This is a genomic window from Sorangium sp. So ce119 (assembly GCF_051524405.1).
Taxonomy (GTDB): domain Bacteria; phylum Myxococcota_A; class Polyangia; order Polyangiales; family Polyangiaceae; genus Sorangium; species Sorangium cellulosum_G.
Genome location: NZ_CP150310.1, coordinates 6,756,563 through 6,774,792, shown reverse-complemented (window position 1 = coordinate 6,774,792; position 18,230 = coordinate 6,756,563). Strand labels below are relative to the sequence as shown.

Genomic DNA, 18,230 nt, shown 5'->3' with positions numbered 1-18,230 from the left:
GGAGGACATCATGCGACGATCGCTGGATCTGATGGCGTGTCTGTCGGTGGCCGTCGTGTTCGGGGCGTGCGCCGACGACGACGGCGGGGAGGCGACGGGCACGGGCGGCAGCGGGGCCACGAGCGCCTCGGGGAGCGGCACGGGCACGGCCGGCAGCGGGGCGACGAGCGGCGCGGGCACGGGCGGCGCGACCCCGGGATCTCCCGCGCACGAGGGCGGCGGCCCGCCCGCGGGCAACCCGGACGGCGCCTGCGCCGTGCCGGCCGAGGCGCTGGCGGCCGACACCTCGTCTCCGACGACCGTGATCGGCGACGGCACACCGGCGAGCTGCACCTCGGCGGCCGTCGTCGCCGCCGTCGCGGGCGGCGGCGTCATCACGTTCGATTGCGGCCCCGACCCGATCACCATCACGCTCGAGGAGACCGCGAAGATCTTCAACGACACCGGCCCCGAGATCGTGATCGACGGCGGCGGGCTCGTGACCCTGAGCGGCGGCGGTCAGCGGCGCATCCTCTACATGAACACGTGCGACGAGGCGCAGGTCTGGACGACGCCGAACTGCGATAACCAGGATCACCCGCGCCTGACGGTCCAGAACCTCACCTTCATCGAGGGCGACTCGACCGATGAGGACGACGAGGGCGGCGGCGCCATCTTCGCCCAGGGCGGGCGCCTCAAGGTCGTCAACTCCCGCTTCTTCAACAACGCGTGCGATCCGACCGGCCCCGACGTCGGGGGCGCCGGGATCCGGGCCTTCATGCAGTACAACGGGCTACCGCTCCACGTGGTGAACAGCACCTTCGGCGGCGCCGAGGGGTACGGGAACGCGTGCGCGAACGGCGGCGGGATCAGCAGCATCGGCGTCTCCTGGACGGTGATCAACAGCCTGTTCTCCCACAACCGCGCGCTCGGCAACGGCGGCAACCCCGCCGAGGCGGGCACGCCGGGCGGCGGCAGCGGCGGGGCCATCTACAACGACGGCAACACGATGACGCTCACGCTCTGCGGGACGCGGATCGAGCGGAACGAGGTGAACGCCCACGGGAGCGCGATCTTCTTCGTGAGCAACGACCACTCGGGGAACATCGTCATCGATCGATCGGTGATCACCGGGAATCTCGGCGGCTCGTGGTACCCCACCTACCCGCAGATCTCGAACCACGACGACACCCCCATCACCGTCACCGACTCGACCATCGAGTGAGCGCGGGAGGGCAGCGCCTCGCGCTGGGCCCTTCTCGATCGATGATCACGAGGCCACGGCCCGCAGCGCGCGACGCGCGCGCCGGTTGACGCCTCGCGCCATCTCGATGTAATGGCGCTTCATGATTCGACCCTTGCTTGCCGCGGCTTTGCCGCTCCTGGCCCTCGCGTGCGCCCCGGCCTCGCCGCCGCCCGCCGCGCCGGCGGCGCCCGTCGCGGCGGCGCCCGCGCCGGCCGCCTCCGCTGCGTTGCCCGATGCGCGCGCGCAGCAGGCGCTGGGAGAGCAGCTCGCCGCTGCCTTCTGCGATACATGGAACCGGCACGACATGGATGCGTTCTCGGCGCTGCAGGCCGAGGACGCGGACTTCGTGAACATCTTCGGGATGTGGTGGCACGGGCGGCCGGAGATCCGGAAGAACCATGTCGGAATTCACGAGACCGTCTTCCGCCAGAGCCGCCTGACCAGCGTGCGTGTCGAGACGCGCTTCGTCGCGCCGGAGATCGCGGTCGTCCGCTGGGCCTGGGAGCTGACGGGCGTCGTCACCCCCGACGGCAAGCCGGTGCCCGACATGCAGGGCATCCTGGTGCACGTCGCGCGGCGCGAGGGGGACCGGCTCCGGATCGTGACGACGCAGAACACGCAGGCCACCGCCGACGCCTTCCGCGCGGTGCGCAGCATGGGCGCGCCGGCCAGCCCGGCGCTGTAGTCGCTCGCCGGTCGCGCCTCGCGCGGCGCTCGACGGCCTCAATCGACGCTGACGGTGGTCACGGCGGTCCAGTCGTTGCGGCCGTCGGCGGAGACGAAGTGGAAGCGCAGCGCGTCCTCGTGGCGGGCGGTCGAGACGATGGCCGCGCGGGCGCCGACGAAGTCGTCGTCGCGGCAGGTGTCGCGCAGATCGGTCTGGACGACGCCGAACTGCGACAACCAGGATCACCCGCGCCTGACGGTCCAGAACCTCACCTTCATCGAGATCTTCTCCGTGAGCAACGACCACTCGGGGAACATCGTGATCGACCGGTCGGTGATCACGGGCAACCTCGGCGGCTCGTGGTCCCCGACATACCCGCAGATCTCGAACCACGGCGACACCCCCATCACCGTGACCGACTCGACCATCCAGTGAGCGCGGCCGGGCAAGGCCTCGGGCAAGGAACGTCCGGAGGTCAGCGCGCCCGCAGGGTGAGGAGCCCATCGTGCGCCCTGCGGCGGCAGGCGCGAGGGGGGGGCACCTGGGTTTCGGGGGACGCATGCTCCGGTCGATGTCGTTGCGCAGGCGTCCAGGGTGCTCACCGCCCCGCCGCGCGATCCACGACGTCTCGCAAGCATCAACTCCAGGATAGAGAGCGAGTCCGAGCGTCCTTTTTTGAGTACTGGTTCGACGTTCAGGGTGATATAAGACAAGCTACTTCCGCGCTCTCGCGAGGGTCTCCGTGCGGGAAGCGCGCTTGTCGACGGGTGCAGAGCGGAACGCCGACCGGGTCGGATCAAAGCCTGGGTCGGGCTGGTCTGCGTCACTATCATCCTGGGGAAACGTCATGAACAACATGGACATCGAAAATCCTTTCGGTGGTGTCCTGACGCGGCTTGGTCCCGTATCGGCCGCGTTCTCGGACCTCAATTCACTCGTCTCTGGCCGCCTCCACTCGACGGCATGGAAGGTGTCGGCGTGGGCGCGCGCTCCGCGCGTCCTCCAGCTCCACGAGCACGCGGGCCACTCCGGGCACGGACGACGCTACTGGGTGAATCACGACGCGCTGTGCGCCGACGGCGGGTACCTGGAGCGCCCCTGGACGTGCCCGCCCGGCGTCTCGAGCGTGATCCTCGGGCTCGATGGAGTGCAGCTCCCTCCCGGCGTGTCGTCGTCGCCGGACTTCGCGCTCCAGCTGCTCGACAGCACCAGGACGAACGTCCTCCACGCGACGTCGTTCACGCCCACGAGCGCGATCGCCCACGTGGCCACGCCGGCGATCGCGGTGACCCCGGGCGTGCAGTACTGGACGCGCCTCGCTGTGTGCTTTGCTGGACAGGCGACGTTTCTCTGCGACCGGATCCGGGTCCGCCCGGTCGCTACGTCGGGGATCTTCGCCGCCCCGTTCGTGCGGATCGACGCGCATCCCAGCCTGCTGCACGACTCGAACGAGGTCCGCCACGAGGATCCGGCCTTGTGGCCAAACCCTCGCTTCGCGATGCACACGTCGTTCGCGAGCATGCGCTTCCGCACGTCCGCCACGATGCTGGCTGTCGAGATCTACGACACCGCGAACCGAGGGCTCGGGGACCGGGGGAGGCCTTCTGTGTTCGTGGACAGCGAGCCGCTCGACCCTCCGCTGCCGGTCACGAGAGATCGGGTGAGCTATCACGAGATCCGGATCCCGTCCGGGCGCCGCGCCGACCGCGAGGTGGTGGCTCACGCCGGCCCCCAGCTCTACACGTCCCTCCCCTCGCCCGCGAGAGAGCATCGGGGCGCGTACCTGTCTGCCCTGTACGTGCCCGCCGACGCACGGCTCGACGTCCTGCGACCGCCGGCGGCGCGCCCTGACATCCTGTTCGGCGACTCGAAGGGAACAGGGTACTACTCCTCCTATGTCGGGAGCAACTCGATGCACTTCCAGCTCCACGAGCGCGGCGTCTCGCTCATCACGTACGCGGCCGGCGGGTGGTACCTGGCCGCGAAGACAGGCACCGGGCTGACCGTGGCGGCGTGCAAGCCGCTGGCCCGCGAGCTCGTCCGGCACCATCCGGCGCGGCTATGGCTCCAGATCGGTCGGAACGACCTCGCCGGCCAGACCTTGGGTACGATCCAGAACCTGGCGACGCAGCTCGGCAACCTCTGCGACGCCTGCCACGAGCTGCTGCCCGATCTCACGATCATCGTCCCGACGATCACGCGCGAGGTGAACGAGCCCGACGTCGCGGGCGGCTCATGGAACGACCTCCGGGCGCTCCAGCGCGCTCTCGTGACGGGGAGGGACTACGTCAAGATCCAGGACTGGGCCTCCGCGTGGACAAGGGCCGAGGCGGCGCAGTTCACGGCCGACGGCGTGCATCCGAACGACCGCGCGCAGGAGCATTGCGTCGCGCTGGCGATGGGCGAGCTTCACCCGTACTCGCCAAGGCGGATAAGCTCCCTCGTCGGGTGGTGGGAAGCCGACGCGGGCCTCGGCGGTGGTGAGATGTCCAGCGTGACCGCGACGGGCAACACCCCGCCCGCGGTGACCATCTCGGGGACGGCCACGCGCGCCTTCCGTCTGCGCGTCGAGGTGACGACCGCGGGCGTGCCGCCGAACTCCCGGCTGCGGTGGTCCATCGACGAGGGCCGGTACTGGGAGGAGATCGATGTCCCGCTCGGCGCGAGCGTGCCGCTCCCCGGGACCGGTCTCACGCTGACGATGCCAACGGGCATCGCCTACGCGAACAACGTCGTCTACACGTGGAACGTCCGCCCCGCGAGCTGGGCCGACCTCTCGGGCAACGGGAACCACCTGGGGGTCGAATCGGCCGCGTACGCCGGTCGGTACGACGCTGTCGGTCTCAGCGATCAGCCTGGAGTGCTCTGGGCACCCCAGCAGGGAATGCGTCTGCTGGGGCTCAACCTCACGGCGCCCTATGCCGTGGCGGTTGTCGCGACGCTCGGGTCGATGACGCCCTCCCGCGCGCTCGTGGGGCGGCAATCCGCTGGAGACGGCGTTCTCCTGTACTCGACGAGCTCGACGAGGATGTCGGTGGCCGACGGGACGTTTCAGCTCGACGCGAATGGCGTCGTCGCGACGGCGCCGCACGTCTACGTCGCTGTCGTCGACGGGGCGAACAGTCGGCTTTACGTCGACGGCGTGGCGGCGGTCACCGGTACCCTGAGCAACGCCCCGCTCACCGGGATATGGTTCGGGCTCGATCGCGTCGACGGGTGGGCGTCGGACGGCCGTCACCTCGCCGCCGCGCTGTTCGGTGGTCGGCCGTCCGATGACGAGATCGCCTGTCTCACCGCGCGGTGGCGCCAGAAGTACAGGTTCTAGCGACACGCGCAGCCGGCCGCGGGGCGCCGGCGAGCGGCGCGACACGGGACGACCCGGCCGCCGCGGCGGCGGCGCTCAGTCGACGCTGACGGCGGTCACGGCGGTCCAGTCGTTGCGGCCGTCGGCCGAGACGAAGTGGAAGCGGAGCGCGTCCTCGTGGCGGGCCGTCGAGACGATGGCCGCGCACGCGCCGACGAAATCGTCGCCGCGACAGGTGTCGCGAAGATCGCCGCCGTCGTCGAGCACGCCGACCCGGACGGGCGTCGCGGGCTCTCGCAGGTACGGGGCGGCGATGAGCTCGGCCGGGGTCGACGGGGAGGGGACGCCCGCCTCGAGGTCCCAGAGGCGAAGGTGCTTTGCGTCGGCGAGGTGGGCATAGAGCCGCTCGACCTCCTTGCCGGTGTCCTCCTCGACGGCGAGGGCGAGGAGGAGGATACGGTCGCCCTCGCGGCCGCGCGCGCGGGCCTTGAACGCGACGGGCGCGCGCAGGGTGACCACCGTGGGGAAGCGGCCCTGCGGCGCGTTGAAACGGACGAGGGTGCGGCCGAGGGGGCGAGGGGGCGTGAGGCCGGCCGGGGCGCTCGGATCCGCGGGGAAGAGGAGGTATGCGGCGAGGAGGAGGACAGGCTCGGGCGCGCCGCGGAGGAGACCGTCGTGGCCGGAGGCGATCTCCAGGCCGGCGAGGTCGAGGCGAAGGCGGAAGGCGCGCACGCGCCTCGCGGCCGGCGCGGCGGATACGGGCGGCGCGGCGGACGCGCCGCCCTTGCGGGATTTGCCTTTGCGCTTTCGGGCCATCGAGGGGGCAGAGAGATACCATGATCGTCAGCGGATCGACGGCGGCTCGAGCAGCGGCGCGCGATCCGGCCCGGCGAAGGGCTTGCGCTCGCGCGCAACCGCTGCGAGCGCGCGGGCCGGTCACGCGCCGAGCCGCGGTGACGAGGGCACCGCGACCGCCGGGCTCGTCCAGTGGTCCGCGTCTTGCAAACCCTCTGGGCCATCACGGACGCCCAGCGCCGGCGGAGGCCTCATGAGCACTTCCACTCTTCGCATCCAGGACTGCATGACCAGGAGCCCGCACTCGATCGGCGCCGATCAGAAGGTCGGCCTCGCTCGCTCGCTCATGCGCGGTCACCGCGTCCGGCACCTGCCGGTGCTGCGCGGCGGCCGGCTGGTCGGCATGATCTCCGAGCGGGACATCTACTGGATAGAGACGCTCAAGGAGGAGGATGGAGATGATCTCCTCGTCAGCGAGGCCATGTCGCCGAGCCCGTACGCCGTCGCGCCGGACGCGCCGCTCTCCGAGGTGGTCCGCGAGATGGCCGAGCACAAGTACGGCTCGGCGGTGGTGCTGAAGGGCGAGCACGTCGTCGGCGTCTTCACCACGACCGATGCGCTGGCCGTGCTGGCGGCGCTGCTCACCGGGCAAGAGACCGCCTAGCGAGCTCGCCCGGCGCGACGCGGCGGTCGGCGCAGCGGTCGCCGGTCCCGGCGTCCGCAGAGACACCCACCGATCGAGAGCACGGGAAGAAGGCACACGATGCAGCAGAACGTCGCGGACTGGCGGGCGCGTTACGCCGACAAGATCACGACCGCCGAGGCGGCCATCCGCGCGATCCCGCGCGGGCGACGCATCCTCGTGGGCTCGGGCGCCGCGGAGCCGAGCGACCTCGTGAACGCGATGGTCGAGTCCGGCGACCACCTCGTCGACAACGAGATCGTCCACCTGATGACCGAGGGCCCTGCGCCGTATGTCCGTCCCGGGCTCGAGCGGCGCTTCCGTCACACGGCGTTCTTCATCGGCCAGAACGTCCGCGAGGCGGTCCACGAGGGGCGCGCCGACTTCATGCCGGTGTTTCTCTCCGAGATCCCGAGCTTGATCCTGTCGCGTCGGGTGCGCATCGACGTGGCCCTCATCCAGGTGAGCCCCCCCGACGCGCACGGCTTCGTCAGCCTCGGCGTCTCCGTCGATATCGTCCGCGCCGCCGTCGATTCGGCCGATCTCGTCCTCGCCGAGGTCAACCCGCGGATGCCCCGCACCCACGGAGACTCGTTCCTGCACGTGGATCGGATCACGCACCTCGTCCCGGTCGACCGAGAGCTCCCCGAGCGCGCGAGCGAGCCGCTCGACGAGATCGACCGCGCCATCGGCCGGCACGTGGCGTCGCTCGTGCCCGACGGCGCGACGCTCCAGACGGGCATCGGCAAGATCCCGAACGCCGTCCTCGCCGCGCTCGTCGACCGGAGCGACCTCGGCGTCCACTCCGAGATGTTCTCCGACGGCGTGATGGATCTCTTCCAGCGCGGCGTGATCACGAGCCGCAGGAAGACCCTGCTGCCGGGCAAGCTCGTGACCTCGTTCCTCCTCGGGAGCCGCGCCCTGTACGCCTGGGCCCACGACAACCCCGTCATCGAGATGCGCGGGTCCGCCTTCACCAACGATCCGCTCACGATCGCGAGGAACGACAGGATGATCGCCATCAACGCGGCGCTCGCCGTCGATCTGACCGGCCAGGTCGCCGCCGACACGCTGATGGGCCGCTTCTTCTCCGGCATCGGGGGCCAGGTCGACTTCATCCGGGGCGCCGCGCGGAGCCGCGGGGGCAAGCCGATCATCGCGCTCCGGTCCACCGCGAAGGACGGCAAGATCAGCCGGATCCAGCCGGCGCTCGAGCAGGGCGCCGGCATCGTGACGAGCCGCGGGGACGTGCACTACGTGGTGACGGAGCACGGCGTCGCCGATCTCTGGGGCCGGAACATCCGGCAGCGGGCGCTCGCGCTCATCGAGATCGCCCACCCCGACCACCGCGCCGATCTCCTCGCCGCGGCCAAGCAGCGCCGTTACGTGTTCATCGATCAGGTCATCTCGCGCGCGGATTACCCCTGGCAGGAGGCGCGGACGGCGAGCCTCCCGTCGGGCGAGGCGCTGCTCTGCCGGCCCGTCCGGCTCTCCGACGAGGCCGCGCTGCAGGACCTCTTTTACCGCCTCTCGGACGACAGCGCGCACCGCCGGTTCATGAGCCACCAACGGGAGCACCCTCACGAGGAGATGCAGCAGCTCGTGAACCTCGATTACGATCAGAACATGGCGATCGTGGCCTGCGCCGGGCCGGAACACGAGACCATCCTCGGGATGGCCCGCTACGACGTCGATCCGAAGAACAACCTGGCCGACATCGCCTTCGTGGTCCGCGACGAATGGCAGGGCAAGGGGGTGGGCACCTTGCTCATGCGGCGGATGGCCGAGATCGCGAGGGCCCGGGGGATCTCGGGTTTCGAGGCCGACGTCCTGCTGACCAACAAGGCGATGTTGCGGGTGGCCGAGAAGAGCGGCCTGCGGCTCAACCTCGATCTCCACGCCGGTGTTTACCACATCACCGCTCACTTCGAGCCGCGCGCGGCCAGCGCGCCGGAGGCCGGCGCGAGCAGCTCCGGGCCCGGCCACGCATGACTCGCCCCGTCGGCCGCCGAGGCCGGCGCGCGCCTCGCTCGGGCGCACGAGACGCTTCCCCGGATGCTGCCATGGGGTACGATGGATCTCGTGTCCATGACTCCCCTTGACCATAACGATGTCGTCGCGAAGCCCTCCGCTCCCGTCCCCTCGCTCGACGATCCGCTCGACGATCGATCCAGGGAAGCGGCCGAGCCGGCCTCGACGTACGACGCCGCGCTGAGGGAGGCCGAGGAGCTCCGGCGGCGGCCGTATGTCTCGGCGGGCGTGGAGAACATCATCCGGCAGCACGGCAAAGGCCGGATGACGATCTGGGAGCGCATCCGGGTGCTCACGCCGGAGCCGCCGCGGGTCCTCTTCGAGAACTGGGGGCCGAACCTCGACGGCGCCTCGCTGGTCACGGCGATCCTGCGCATCGGCAGCCGCGACGTCGCGCTGTACGGCCACGATTTCACCGTCCGCGCCGGGTCGATGGACGCGACGAACGGCCGCAAGCTCGCGCGGCTGTTCCACATGGCGGGCGAGCGGGGGATCCCGCTCATCGGCCTCAACGACAGCGCCGGCGCCTACGTCCCCGCGGGCGTCGGCGGGCTCGACGGTTATGCCGAGGCGTTCGCGGCGCTGCGCAAGATCAGCGGCGTGGTCCCGAGCATCATGTGCATGTTCGGGTTCAACGCGGGCGGCGGCTCCTACCTGCCGCGGCAGGGCAGCTTCGTCATCCAGCCCGGCGACACGTTCTTCGGCCTGACCGGGGCGGCGGTCGTCAAATCGGTCCTGGGCGAGGTGGTGTCGCCCGACGAGCTCGGCGGCCCGCGGGTCCACGGCGCCTCGGGCGTGGCCGATCTCACGGTGCCTGACGAGGTCGGCGCGCTCCGCACCACCGTCCGCCTGCTCGGCTACCTGCCGAGCAACAACCGCGAGAGCCCGCCGTTCCAGCGGACGAGCGATCCGCTCGACCGGGAGACGACCGAGATCGACACGCTGCTCCGCCGGGCGATCTCGTCGCCGACGGGCTACAGCACGCCGCTCGATATCAGCATCATCATCCAGCGCATCTGCGATCACGGCGATTATTTCGAGGTGCAGCCGCTGCGCGCGCGCAACACGATCACGGCGTTCGGGCGGGTCGGCGGGCGCGTCGTCGGCTTCGTGGCGAACAACAGCGCTGTCGCGTCGGGGCAGATCGACGTGGCGGCGGCCTACAAGAACGCGCGGTTCATCCGCTTCTGCAACCTCTACAATATCCCGATCATCTTCATGGAGGACACCACCGGGTTCCTCCCCGGCAGGGAGCAGGAGGCGATGGGCATCGTGCAGGCCGGCCGGGCGATGCTCGACGCGATCATCGACGTGCGCACCCCGCGCATCTTGCTGCTCGTGCGCAACGCCTTCGGCGGCGCCTACGCCTCCTTCAACAACTACGCGACCGGCGCGGATGTCGTCCTGGCGCTCCCCACGACGCGCGTCGCCGTGATGGGGCCCGCCGGCAAGGAGTTCGTCTACAAGGACGAGCTCCGCAAGGCGCGCGCGCAGGCGAGCGCCAGGGAGAAGGCCGGCGTCAAGGAGCGGCTCGGCCGCGGCACGGACGAGGCGAGGGCGAAGGCCGAGGCGCGCGACGAGGCCGCGGCGTGGCTGAAGGCCAGAGAGGCCGAGCTCAACGCGCGGTACGAGCGGGAGCTCATGAACCCGCGCGAGGCGCTCAGCCTGGGGTCGATATCGCGGCTCGTGATGCCGCGCGAGCTCCGCGCGGTGCTCGGTGAGAACCTGGAGTTCTTGCTCCGCCATTACCAGCCAGGGCCGTTCGTCGGCGTTCAGCGGGAGTTTCATTGATCATGGGTGCGTCCGAGAGCAAGCGCGGTTACGACCGCAATCCGATGGTGGTGCGGGACCGCAGGCTCGGCCGATCGAGCTCGGCGTGGGTGCGCTCCTTCGCCGCCGAGGACGTGCGGCCGCTGATCGTCGGCCGGGGCCCGATCCGGAAAGAGGCGATGGATGTCTTCGCCCAGATGGGGATCGAGCACCACGGGATCCTCCTCTCGGAGAAGGACTCGATCGTCTACACGCACGCGCTGGCGCCCGAGCTGCGCTGCCTCCACCCCGCGCGCGTGCACCGGGTCAAGGACTACACCGGCGCGACGAAGGACGAGCGCGTCAAGCTGATGCACGAGATCGTCGCGATCGCCCGGGCGGGCGGCTACACGCACGTGTTCGCGGGGTACGGCTTCATGGCCGAAGACGAGGAGTTCGTGCGCACGCTCGAGGAGGCGGGGCTCGTCTTCATCGGCCCTCGCTCGTCGGTCCAGCGCGCCGCGGGGCTCAAGGACGAGGCCAAGCGCACGGCGCTCGCGAGCGCTGTCAGCGTGACGCCCGGCGTCGACGACGCGACCCGGCGGATCGTGCTCCGCAAGTGGCCCGATCACGCGGCGCTCCGCGCGGCCGCGGCCGAGCGCGGCCTGTCGATCGACGGCGCGCGGCGCTCCGGGGAGGTCCCGCTCGCCGAGGCGGCCGACGCGCTGCTCTCGGCCGCGTACGCGCGGCGCGTGGATCTCTACACGACGGACGAGCTCTGCGCCGAGCTCGAGCGGGCCGCGGCCGAGCTCCTCGCCCGCCACCCGGGGCGGCGGATCCGGCTCAAGGCCATCGGCGGCGGCGGCGGCAAGGGGCAGCGGCTCCTCGCCGGCGTCGCGCCCGACGCGGCGGATCCCGCGGCCGCGGCGCGCGCGCGGGCGGCCGAGGTCCCCGCGCTGGCGCGGGAGGTCCTCGCGGAGGTGAAGGCCGGCGGCGTCGGCGACAACAAGAACATCCTGCTCGAGCTCAACATCGAGGAGACCCGGCACAACGAGATCCAGCTCATCGGCAACGGCGCGTGGTGCGTGGCGCTGGGCGGGCGCGACTGCTCGCTGCAGATGCACGAGCAGAAGCTGCTCGAGGTGGCGATGACGCAGGAGGGGCTGAGCGAGGCGAGCGCGCGGGCCCGCGCGGCCGGCGACGACCGTCGCGCGGCGTCGCTCGAGCGCGAGCTCGCCTCGCTGGCGCGGATGGAGGCCGAGGCGGAGCGGTTCGGGCTGGCGGTCGGGCTGAACTCGGCCTCGACGTTCGAGTGCATCGTCGAGGGCGATCACCACTACTTCATGGAGGTCAACACCCGGATCCAGGTCGAGCACCGGGTGTCGGAGCTCTGTTATGCGCTCCGCTTCGAGAACCCCGATGACCCAGCCGACGCGTTCGAGGTGACGTCGCTCATCGAGTGCATGGTCCTCCTCGCGCGCCACGGGGAGCGGCTCCCTCGGCCGATCCGCGTCCGCAGGGAGGCTTCCGCGGTGGAGGCGCGCCTCAACGCCACGAACGGCGCGCTGGAGCCGCACGCGGGCGGCGTTGTCGTCTCCTGGAGCGATCCGCACCCGCACGAGATCCGCGACGATCAGGGCATCTGCGTGAAGAACCCGGATACGGGGGTGTTCATGCATTACCGGCTCGCCGGCGCCTACGACAGCAACATCGCGCTGCTCGTGACCTATGGCGGCTCTCGCGAGGAGGCCTGTTCGCGTCTCTGCGAGATCCTGCGCACGACCACCCTGCGCGGCAACGATCTGCACACGAACCTGCTGTTTCATTACGGGCTCGTGCACTGGTTCCTCGCGCGGGACGTGTGGGCGAAGCCGACGACGCGCTTCGTGGTCCCGTACCTCACGCAGGTCGGCCTGCTCTCGGTGGAGCTCGGGGGCCTCGATCTCGACGCGATGTGGGCCGAGCTCGGCGCCCGCCACGAGCGGCGGCTCGCGGCGCAGGCCGGGGCCGCCGACGGGGCGGGGGTGGCGCTCAAGAAGATCTTCGCGCTCAAGGACACGCTGGTGCGCCGTCCCGTGGAGAGGATCTGCGCGGAGCCGCACCTCCTGTCCGCGTGGCTGAGCCGGAACATGGGGTCGTTCGAGATCCGGTCGGGGCGGGTGCGCTGGCTCAAGAACCCGGTCGAGGTGCTCGCGGACACGTACTGGCTGCTCAACATGGAGCCGCAGCCGCACGCCCCCGCGGTCCACGTGATCTGGGATCACGACCAGGCGCTCCTCTCGCGCGCGCTCGGGTTCTACGGGCGCCTCCGCGAGCGGATGAGCCTGGCGGGCAGCGCGCCGTCGTGGCCCGCGCTGCGAGAGGTCCTGTCCCGGGACAGCGCGCCTCCCGGCCACGACGACGAGCTCTGGCGGCGGGTGCGCGGCGCCCACCTGGGCTTCCAGGCGGGGCTCGAGCTGCTCGACGCGCTGGTCCTCGCGGGGGAGGCCGCGCGCTTCTTCGAGCTCGGGGTGCGGGAGGACGGCACGGTCGCCATCCCCGAGCGCCTGCTCGATCGCGAGCTGTCGGCCCGGATGCGCAAGGTCCTCGCGCCGCCGCCCGCCATGCGAGCGAACGAGATCGTCGCTGTCACCGGCGGCATGTTCTACGCGCAGGAGGCGCCGGACCGGCCTCCCTTCGTGACGAAGGGCAGCCATTTCGACGCGGGCGAGCCGCTCTACGTGCTCGAGGTCATGAAGATGTTCAACAAGGTGCTCGCGCCGTTCTCCGGCACCATCGAGGAGGTGCTCATCGACGGCGGCGAGGGGACCATCGTGCAGAAGGGACAGCCGCTCTTCCGGGTGAGGCCGGACGAGGCGCTCGTGGAGGAGGACGCCGTGGAGCGCAAGCGCCGCCGGCGCGAGCAGACCCTGCGGTACGTCGACGCCATCTTCGACGCGGCGGGGCCCTGACGGAGCGGGTGGCCGGGGGCGGCGCTGCGTCCGGACGCAGCGCCGGCGCCGGTCAACGCGCTCCAGGTCTCTGCCCCGCGGTCGGGGGTCAGCGGCCGGCCGGGTCCTGCCGGTAGAAGGCCTTCAGTTGATCGTAGAGCTCCGGGTGCTTCGCCCTCAGCTTCCGTGGCTTCTCGAAGAACGCCTCGGTGACGACCGCGAAGAACTCGGCCGGGTTCGTCGCGCCATAGGGATCGATGACCGTGCGCTTGAGGCTCGCCTCGTCGCGCAGGAGGCGCTCGTACTCGCGGCCGAGGATGCGCGCCCACGCCGCGTACATCGAGCGCTCGGGCAGCTCGGGCGCGCCGTCGGCGGGGCCGTCCTCCTGGTCGAGCTGGTGCGCGAACTCGTGGAGCACGAGGTTGTGCCCGTCGCTCACGTCCGCGGCGCCCGCGAGGACGCCGTCCCACGCGAGCACGACCGCGCCGCGCGACCACGACTCCCCGAGCCGCGCGTGGTCCCCCTCGACGACGACGCCGCCCTCCCGGACCTCCCGGCCGCGGGCCACGTAGGTGCTCGGGTAGACGAGGATGACCTCGAGCTCTGGGTAGTAATCGGTCTCGCGGTGCAGGAGCAGGAGGCACGCCTGCGCCGCCACCGTGACCCGGATCTCGTCGGTGATCTCCAGGCCGCCGCACCCCTCGAACCGCTTCTCGGCCAGAAAGACCTGGATATGCCCGAGCAGCTCCTCCTGGTCCTCGGCCGGGAGGCGGCCGAAGCAGGGCACGTTCCGGTCGAGGATCGCGCGCCACGCGGCCGGAAACGGCGCGCGGCGGACGGCGGCGCGCCGACGCCTCCTGAGAAAAGCGAGCATCGGCGCCCATCTTACCCGCGATCGACTCCGAGGATCGGCCCTCGGCAGCGAATCAGGCCCTTGATCCGAGCGTGGAGGGGTGCAACAACCTGGTCGTACAGTTCCGACGTGACTGTCGCCATGTGAAGCGGCATCGGCCGGAGCGACAGCGGGAAAGGAGCTTAGGATGAAGGGTCGATTCGTAGGGTACGCGGCGATCGCCTCGGCGATCCTGGCCATGACCGCGATGGCCGCGTGCGGCGATGACGAGGGCGGCGCCGGCGCGCCGTCGTCCAGCTCCGGCGGCTCGGGCGGCGGCGGCGGCGCGCCGTCGTCGAGCTCCAGCGGTTCAGGCGGCGAGGGGGGAGCGATCGCGACGCCGAGCGGGGCCACGGCCGACTTTGCGCTGCTCGAGACCACCGATCTCCACACCAACATCCTCGGCTTCGATTACTTCAAGCTGGTCGCGGATCCATCCATCGGCCTCGAGCGCACCGCGACGCTCATCCATCAAGCGCGCGCCGAGCTCCCGAACAGCCTCCTGGTGGATAACGGCGACACCATCCAGGGCACGGTGCTCGCCGACCATCAGGCGCTCGTCGATCCGGTCGCGTGCGGCGAGACGCTGGCCATCTACAAGGCCATGAACCACCTCGGGTTCGACGTCGGCGGGATCGGCAATCACGAGTTCAACTACGGCCTCGACTTCCTCTCGCAGGTGACCCACACGCCGTTCGACGTCGAGGGGCACGATCTCGCGGGCTCGGCCGCCTGCATGGGCCCGGAGTTCCCGCAGGTGAGCTCCAACGTCTTCAGCCTGAGCACCGAGGAGACGCTCTTCCCACCGTCGGTCCTCGTGTCGAAGACGATCACGGCGACGGCGCCGGGCGGCGGTACGGTGGAGAGCGAGCTCAAGGTCGGCTTCATCCACATCACCCCGCCGGCGATCCTGACCTGGGACAAGAGGTGGCTCGACGGCAAGGTCTTCACGAAGGGGGTGAACGAGGTCGCGGCCCCGCTGGTCGACGATCTCCGCGCCAGGGGGGCCGAGCTCGTCGTCGGCATCATCCATGGTGGGCTCGACGACGCGCCGTACACGCCGACCCTCGAGAACCAGGCGTGGCACCTCGCCCACGTGTCCGGCATCGACGCGGTGCTCATGGGCCACTCGCACCAGATCTTCCCCAACCCGAGCAGCACGGTGTCCCAGTTCAGCCTGCCGGAGGTCGACAAGGACGCGGGCACGGTCGCCGGCGTCCCCGCGGTCATGCCGGGCTTCTGGGGCCAGCACCTCGGCGTCATCAAGATGGGGCTGCTCCACGACGGCGAGCGCTGGACGGTCGACAAGGCGAAGACCGTCGTCGAGGCGCGGCCGATCGCGACGAGCTGCAAGGGCGGGCTGCCCGAGGCGTGCGACGCGATGGAGCGCTGGCGCACGGGCGCGCCGTGCGCGTTCGCGACGCTGTGCGCCGAGCAGCCGGACAAGGCGAAGGTCTTCGTCGAGGCCGACCCCGCCATCGCGCCGCTCCTCGAGGCCGAGCACCAGGCGGCGATCGATTACGTCAAGACGCCCATCGGCACGAGCGATTTCGAGATGTCGACGGCGTTCGCCGACGTGGGCGACGTCAGCGCGATCCAGATCGTCAACCAGGCCCAGGCGGACTACGTCGCCCGCTACATCGAGCAGAACCTGCCGCAGTTCGCGGCGCTCCCCGTGCTCTCGGTGAGCGCGCCGTTCAAGTCCGGCTTCCAGGGCGGCAACGATTACACCGGCGTGCCGGCGGGGGGCATCGCGATCAACAACGCGGCCGACCTCTATCTCTACGCGAACACGCTCCAGGCGGTGAAGGTGACCGGCGCCGACATCCTCGACTGGCTGGAGAGGGCCGCGACGCGCTTCAACCAGATCGACCCGAGCGCGACGGACCCGCAGCCGCTCATCAACGTCGGGATGCCCGGCTACAACTTCGATATGTTCACGGACCGGCGGATCTCGTACGAGATCGACGTGACGCAGCCGCTCCCGCCCATGGGGATGAAGGCCAGCGGCCGGATCAAGAATCTCCTGTGGAACGGGGAGCCCATGGATCCGGCCGCGGAGTTCGTCGTGGCGACGAACAACTACCGCGCGAGCGGCGGCGGTGGCTTCCCTGGACTCGACGGCTCGAAGACGATCTTCGCCGCGCCGGACACGAACCGCGACGTGCTCATCGCGTACATCAAGGAGATCGGGAGCCTCACGCGGGCCGCGAACGGCTCCGACCGGAGCTGGCGCTTCGCCGAGGTCTCGACCGCTGGCCCCGTGACCTTCACCTCGGCGCAGGGCGCGCTCCCGAAGGCGGAGGCCGCCGGGCTGACCAACATCTCGCTGCTCGCGCAGGACGACGGCAGCGGCAAGATGCTCTCGGTCTACGCCGTCGATCTGAGCATGCCTTCGTCGATGTAGTCGTCCTTTCGGGAGATCCCTGATCCGGACGCGCGGTCCGATCGACGGCTGCACAGCGGTGCGCGGCGCTGCTATGGAGGTGCCCACCGGACGGAGGTGCGTTGCGATGGTGACGATCTACGGGTGCAAGGGGTGCGGCTCGACGGTGATCGAGGCGGTCTGCAAGCTGCTCGGCGAGGAATACAAATTCATCGAGGTGGCGCCCTGGGAGTCCGGGCCTGCCGTCGAGTCGTTACGGGCGCTGAACCCGCTGCTCCAGGTGCCGACGGTCGTGCTCGAGGACGGCACGGTCATGACCGAGACCGTGGCGATCCTCCTCTGGCTGCTGGAGCGTCACCCGGACACGGATCTCGCGCCGCCCCCCGGCGACCCGAAGCGCGCCGCATTCCTTCGACAGCTCGTTTATTTTCCGTCGGCTATCTATCCCATGTACACGGTGGGCGATTTCCCCGAGCGGTGGGTGAAGGGCAAGGCGGCGCAGGACGAGCTCAAGGAGGCCACCGTGCAGCGCACGCTGAAGTGCTGGAGCACGATCGAGGCGAGCTTCGGGCCGGGTCCCTTCTTCCTCGGAGATCGGATGAGCGTGCTCGATGTCTATGCCTCCATGCTCTCGCGCTGGCGCCCGGGCCGGGATCGCCTCCGCGAGGTGGCGCCGCGCGCCGTCGCCGCGGCCGAGCGCGCCGAGGCCCATCCGGGCGTCGCCCCGGTGATCGCGCGCAACTTCGGCGGCTGACGCCCGCGGGCCTCACGGCCCCGCGCCGGGCTCCTTGCAGCAGCGAAACCCGATCTCGTAGAACCGGAACATCGGGCCGTGCGAGTCGTTGGTGCCGCGGCACCCCGCCCACGGCTTGGACCAGTAGCCGCCCTTGAGCGACGACGGATGGGGCCACTCGGGTCGCGACGTCGACACCCACTCTTCCACGTTGCCGACGAGATCGACGACGCCGTACGGGCTCACGCACGCCGGATACGAGCCCGACGGCTCGCCCTGCCAGAGCCGCTGCGTCTCGGCGGCGCGCACGGCCGGGTCGTTCGACGCGAGCCGCCGCTCGCTGATCCCTCGGTACGGCTTGCTCACGTTGCAGGCGGCCGGGTCCTGCGCGTACCCGTAGGGGAAGGGGAGCGCGGACGGCCCCTCGCACGCGAGCTCCCACTCGAACTCGGTGCAGAGGCGCTTGCCGGCGGCGGCGCACTCGCGCTCGGCCTCCACGTAGCGGAGCATCACGACGGGCAGCGCGCCCGCGCGGTTCGGCCACTCGTGGCGGTCCATGCACGTGCGCACCGGCGTGAAGCGCGGCTCGGCCGCGAACAGCCCGGGGAAGAAGCTGTAGCAATGGCCGCCGCGGTAGCTCGTGCAGATCCGCTGCACGTTCTCGTGGTGCGTGCCCTCGACGAGCACCATGTCGGGCGGGCAAGGCGCCGCGGCCCCCGGTCGGGGCGGCGGGTCGGCCTGGGCGAGCAGCGGGGCGAGCAGGAGATCGAGGAGCACGCGGCGGCTCTCTATCGCAAAGCCGCGCGGCGCACGAGGGGCTGCGCGCGTCGCCGTCG

Annotated in this window: 14 protein-coding genes; 10 read left to right on the top strand and 4 right to left on the bottom strand. The window is 70.8% G+C overall.

Features of this window, described 5'->3' with window-relative positions; genetic code table 11:
• Positions 1–10: 10 nt before the first annotated feature.
• Entirely contained in the window at positions 11–1,204 is a 1,194-nt protein-coding gene (locus WME76_RS25525) for a hypothetical protein (RefSeq protein WP_437954886.1), read from the top strand.
• Positions 1,205–1,337: 133 nt separating this feature from the next.
• Positions 1,338–1,910, top strand: a complete 573-nt coding sequence (locus WME76_RS25520) for an SgcJ/EcaC family oxidoreductase (protein WP_437954885.1) — start codon at positions 1,338–1,340, stop codon at positions 1,908–1,910.
• A gap of 38 nt (positions 1,911–1,948) precedes the next feature.
• On the opposite strand, the gene WME76_RS25515 is transcribed toward WME76_RS25520, so the two are convergent.
• On the bottom strand, positions 1,949–2,128 hold the full coding sequence (locus tag WME76_RS25515; RefSeq protein ID WP_437962241.1) for a hypothetical protein: 180 nt from the start codon (positions 2,126–2,128) through the stop codon (positions 1,949–1,951).
• 55 nt (positions 2,129–2,183) lie between these two features.
• Here WME76_RS25515 and WME76_RS25510 point away from each other — a divergent pair, with 55 nt between their 5' ends.
• Positions 2,184–2,327, top strand: coding sequence for a hypothetical protein (locus tag WME76_RS25510; RefSeq protein WP_437962240.1), 144 nt, complete (start codon positions 2,184–2,186; stop codon positions 2,325–2,327).
• A gap of 412 nt (positions 2,328–2,739) precedes the next feature.
• Positions 2,740–5,217 (top strand): SGNH/GDSL hydrolase family protein, encoded by a 2,478-nt coding sequence (locus WME76_RS25505; RefSeq protein WP_437954884.1) that lies wholly within the window; start codon positions 2,740–2,742, stop codon positions 5,215–5,217.
• A gap of 75 nt (positions 5,218–5,292) precedes the next feature.
• Here WME76_RS25505 and WME76_RS25500 read toward each other — a convergent pair whose 3' ends face one another.
• Entirely contained in the window at positions 5,293–6,012 is a 720-nt protein-coding gene (locus tag WME76_RS25500) for a hypothetical protein (protein WP_437954883.1), read from the bottom strand.
• A gap of 232 nt (positions 6,013–6,244) precedes the next feature.
• On the opposite strand from WME76_RS25500, the gene WME76_RS25495 reads away from it, so the two are divergent.
• From WME76_RS25495 to WME76_RS25480, 4 genes are all read left to right on the top strand, one after another.
• Positions 6,245–6,655, top strand: coding sequence for a CBS domain-containing protein (locus WME76_RS25495; protein WP_437954882.1), 411 nt, complete (start codon positions 6,245–6,247; stop codon positions 6,653–6,655).
• A 99-nt stretch (positions 6,656–6,754) separates the two neighbouring features.
• A complete protein-coding gene (locus WME76_RS25490) occupies positions 6,755–8,665 on the top strand; it encodes a GNAT family N-acetyltransferase (protein WP_437954881.1) in 1,911 nt (636 codons plus the stop codon).
• A gap of 96 nt (positions 8,666–8,761) precedes the next feature.
• Positions 8,762–10,495, top strand: a complete 1,734-nt coding sequence (locus WME76_RS25485) for an acyl-CoA carboxylase subunit beta (RefSeq protein ID WP_437954880.1) — start codon at positions 8,762–8,764, stop codon at positions 10,493–10,495.
• A gap of 2 nt (positions 10,496–10,497) precedes the next feature.
• Positions 10,498–13,404, top strand: coding sequence for a biotin/lipoyl-containing protein (locus tag WME76_RS25480; RefSeq protein WP_437954879.1), 2,907 nt, complete (start codon positions 10,498–10,500; stop codon positions 13,402–13,404).
• 88 nt (positions 13,405–13,492) lie between these two features.
• Here the strand turns inward: WME76_RS25480 and WME76_RS25475 are convergent, their stop codons facing one another.
• Positions 13,493–14,257, bottom strand: a complete 765-nt coding sequence (locus WME76_RS25475; protein ID WP_437954878.1) for a zinc-dependent peptidase — start codon at positions 14,255–14,257, stop codon at positions 13,493–13,495.
• A 166-nt stretch (positions 14,258–14,423) separates the two neighbouring features.
• Between WME76_RS25475 and WME76_RS25470 the strand changes: the two genes are divergently transcribed.
• Both WME76_RS25470 and WME76_RS25465 read left to right on the top strand, forming a co-directional pair.
• The gene (locus tag WME76_RS25470; RefSeq protein ID WP_437954877.1) at positions 14,424–16,682 is read left to right on the top strand and encodes a 5'-nucleotidase C-terminal domain-containing protein; all 2,259 of its coding nucleotides are present in this window, start codon (positions 14,424–14,426) and stop codon (positions 16,680–16,682) included.
• Between the two features lie 106 nt (positions 16,683–16,788).
• Positions 16,789–17,415, top strand: a complete 627-nt coding sequence (locus tag WME76_RS25465; protein WP_437954876.1) for a glutathione S-transferase family protein — start codon at positions 16,789–16,791, stop codon at positions 17,413–17,415.
• Between the two features lie 12 nt (positions 17,416–17,427).
• Here the strand turns inward: WME76_RS25465 and WME76_RS25460 are convergent, their stop codons facing one another.
• Positions 17,428–18,171, bottom strand: coding sequence for a formylglycine-generating enzyme family protein (locus WME76_RS25460; RefSeq protein WP_437954875.1), 744 nt, complete (start codon positions 18,169–18,171; stop codon positions 17,428–17,430).
• Between the last annotated feature and the right edge of the window lie 59 nt (positions 18,172–18,230).

Bases quoted from the DNA above. Each gene is read 5' to 3' on its own strand.
- WME76_RS25525 (WP_437954886.1), top strand. From the start codon at position 11: ATGCGACGATCGCTGGATCTGATGGCGTGTCTGTCGGTGGCCGTCGTG.
- WME76_RS25505 (WP_437954884.1), top strand. From the start codon at position 2,740: ATGAACAACATGGACATCGAAAATCCTTTCGGTGGTGTCCTGACGCGG.
- WME76_RS25500 (WP_437954883.1), bottom strand. From the start codon at position 6,012: ATGGCCCGAAAGCGCAAAGGCAAATCCCGCAAGGGCGGCGCGTCCGCC.
- WME76_RS25495 (WP_437954882.1), top strand. From the start codon at position 6,245: ATGAGCACTTCCACTCTTCGCATCCAGGACTGCATGACCAGGAGCCCG.
- WME76_RS25490 (WP_437954881.1), top strand. From the start codon at position 6,755: ATGCAGCAGAACGTCGCGGACTGGCGGGCGCGTTACGCCGACAAGATC.
- WME76_RS25485 (WP_437954880.1), top strand. From the start codon at position 8,762: ATGACTCCCCTTGACCATAACGATGTCGTCGCGAAGCCCTCCGCTCCC.
- WME76_RS25480 (WP_437954879.1), top strand. From the start codon at position 10,498: ATGGGTGCGTCCGAGAGCAAGCGCGGTTACGACCGCAATCCGATGGTG.
- WME76_RS25475 (WP_437954878.1), bottom strand. From the start codon at position 14,257: ATGCTCGCTTTTCTCAGGAGGCGTCGGCGCGCCGCCGTCCGCCGCGCG.
- WME76_RS25470 (WP_437954877.1), top strand. From the start codon at position 14,424: ATGAAGGGTCGATTCGTAGGGTACGCGGCGATCGCCTCGGCGATCCTG.
- WME76_RS25465 (WP_437954876.1), top strand. From the start codon at position 16,789: ATGGTGACGATCTACGGGTGCAAGGGGTGCGGCTCGACGGTGATCGAG.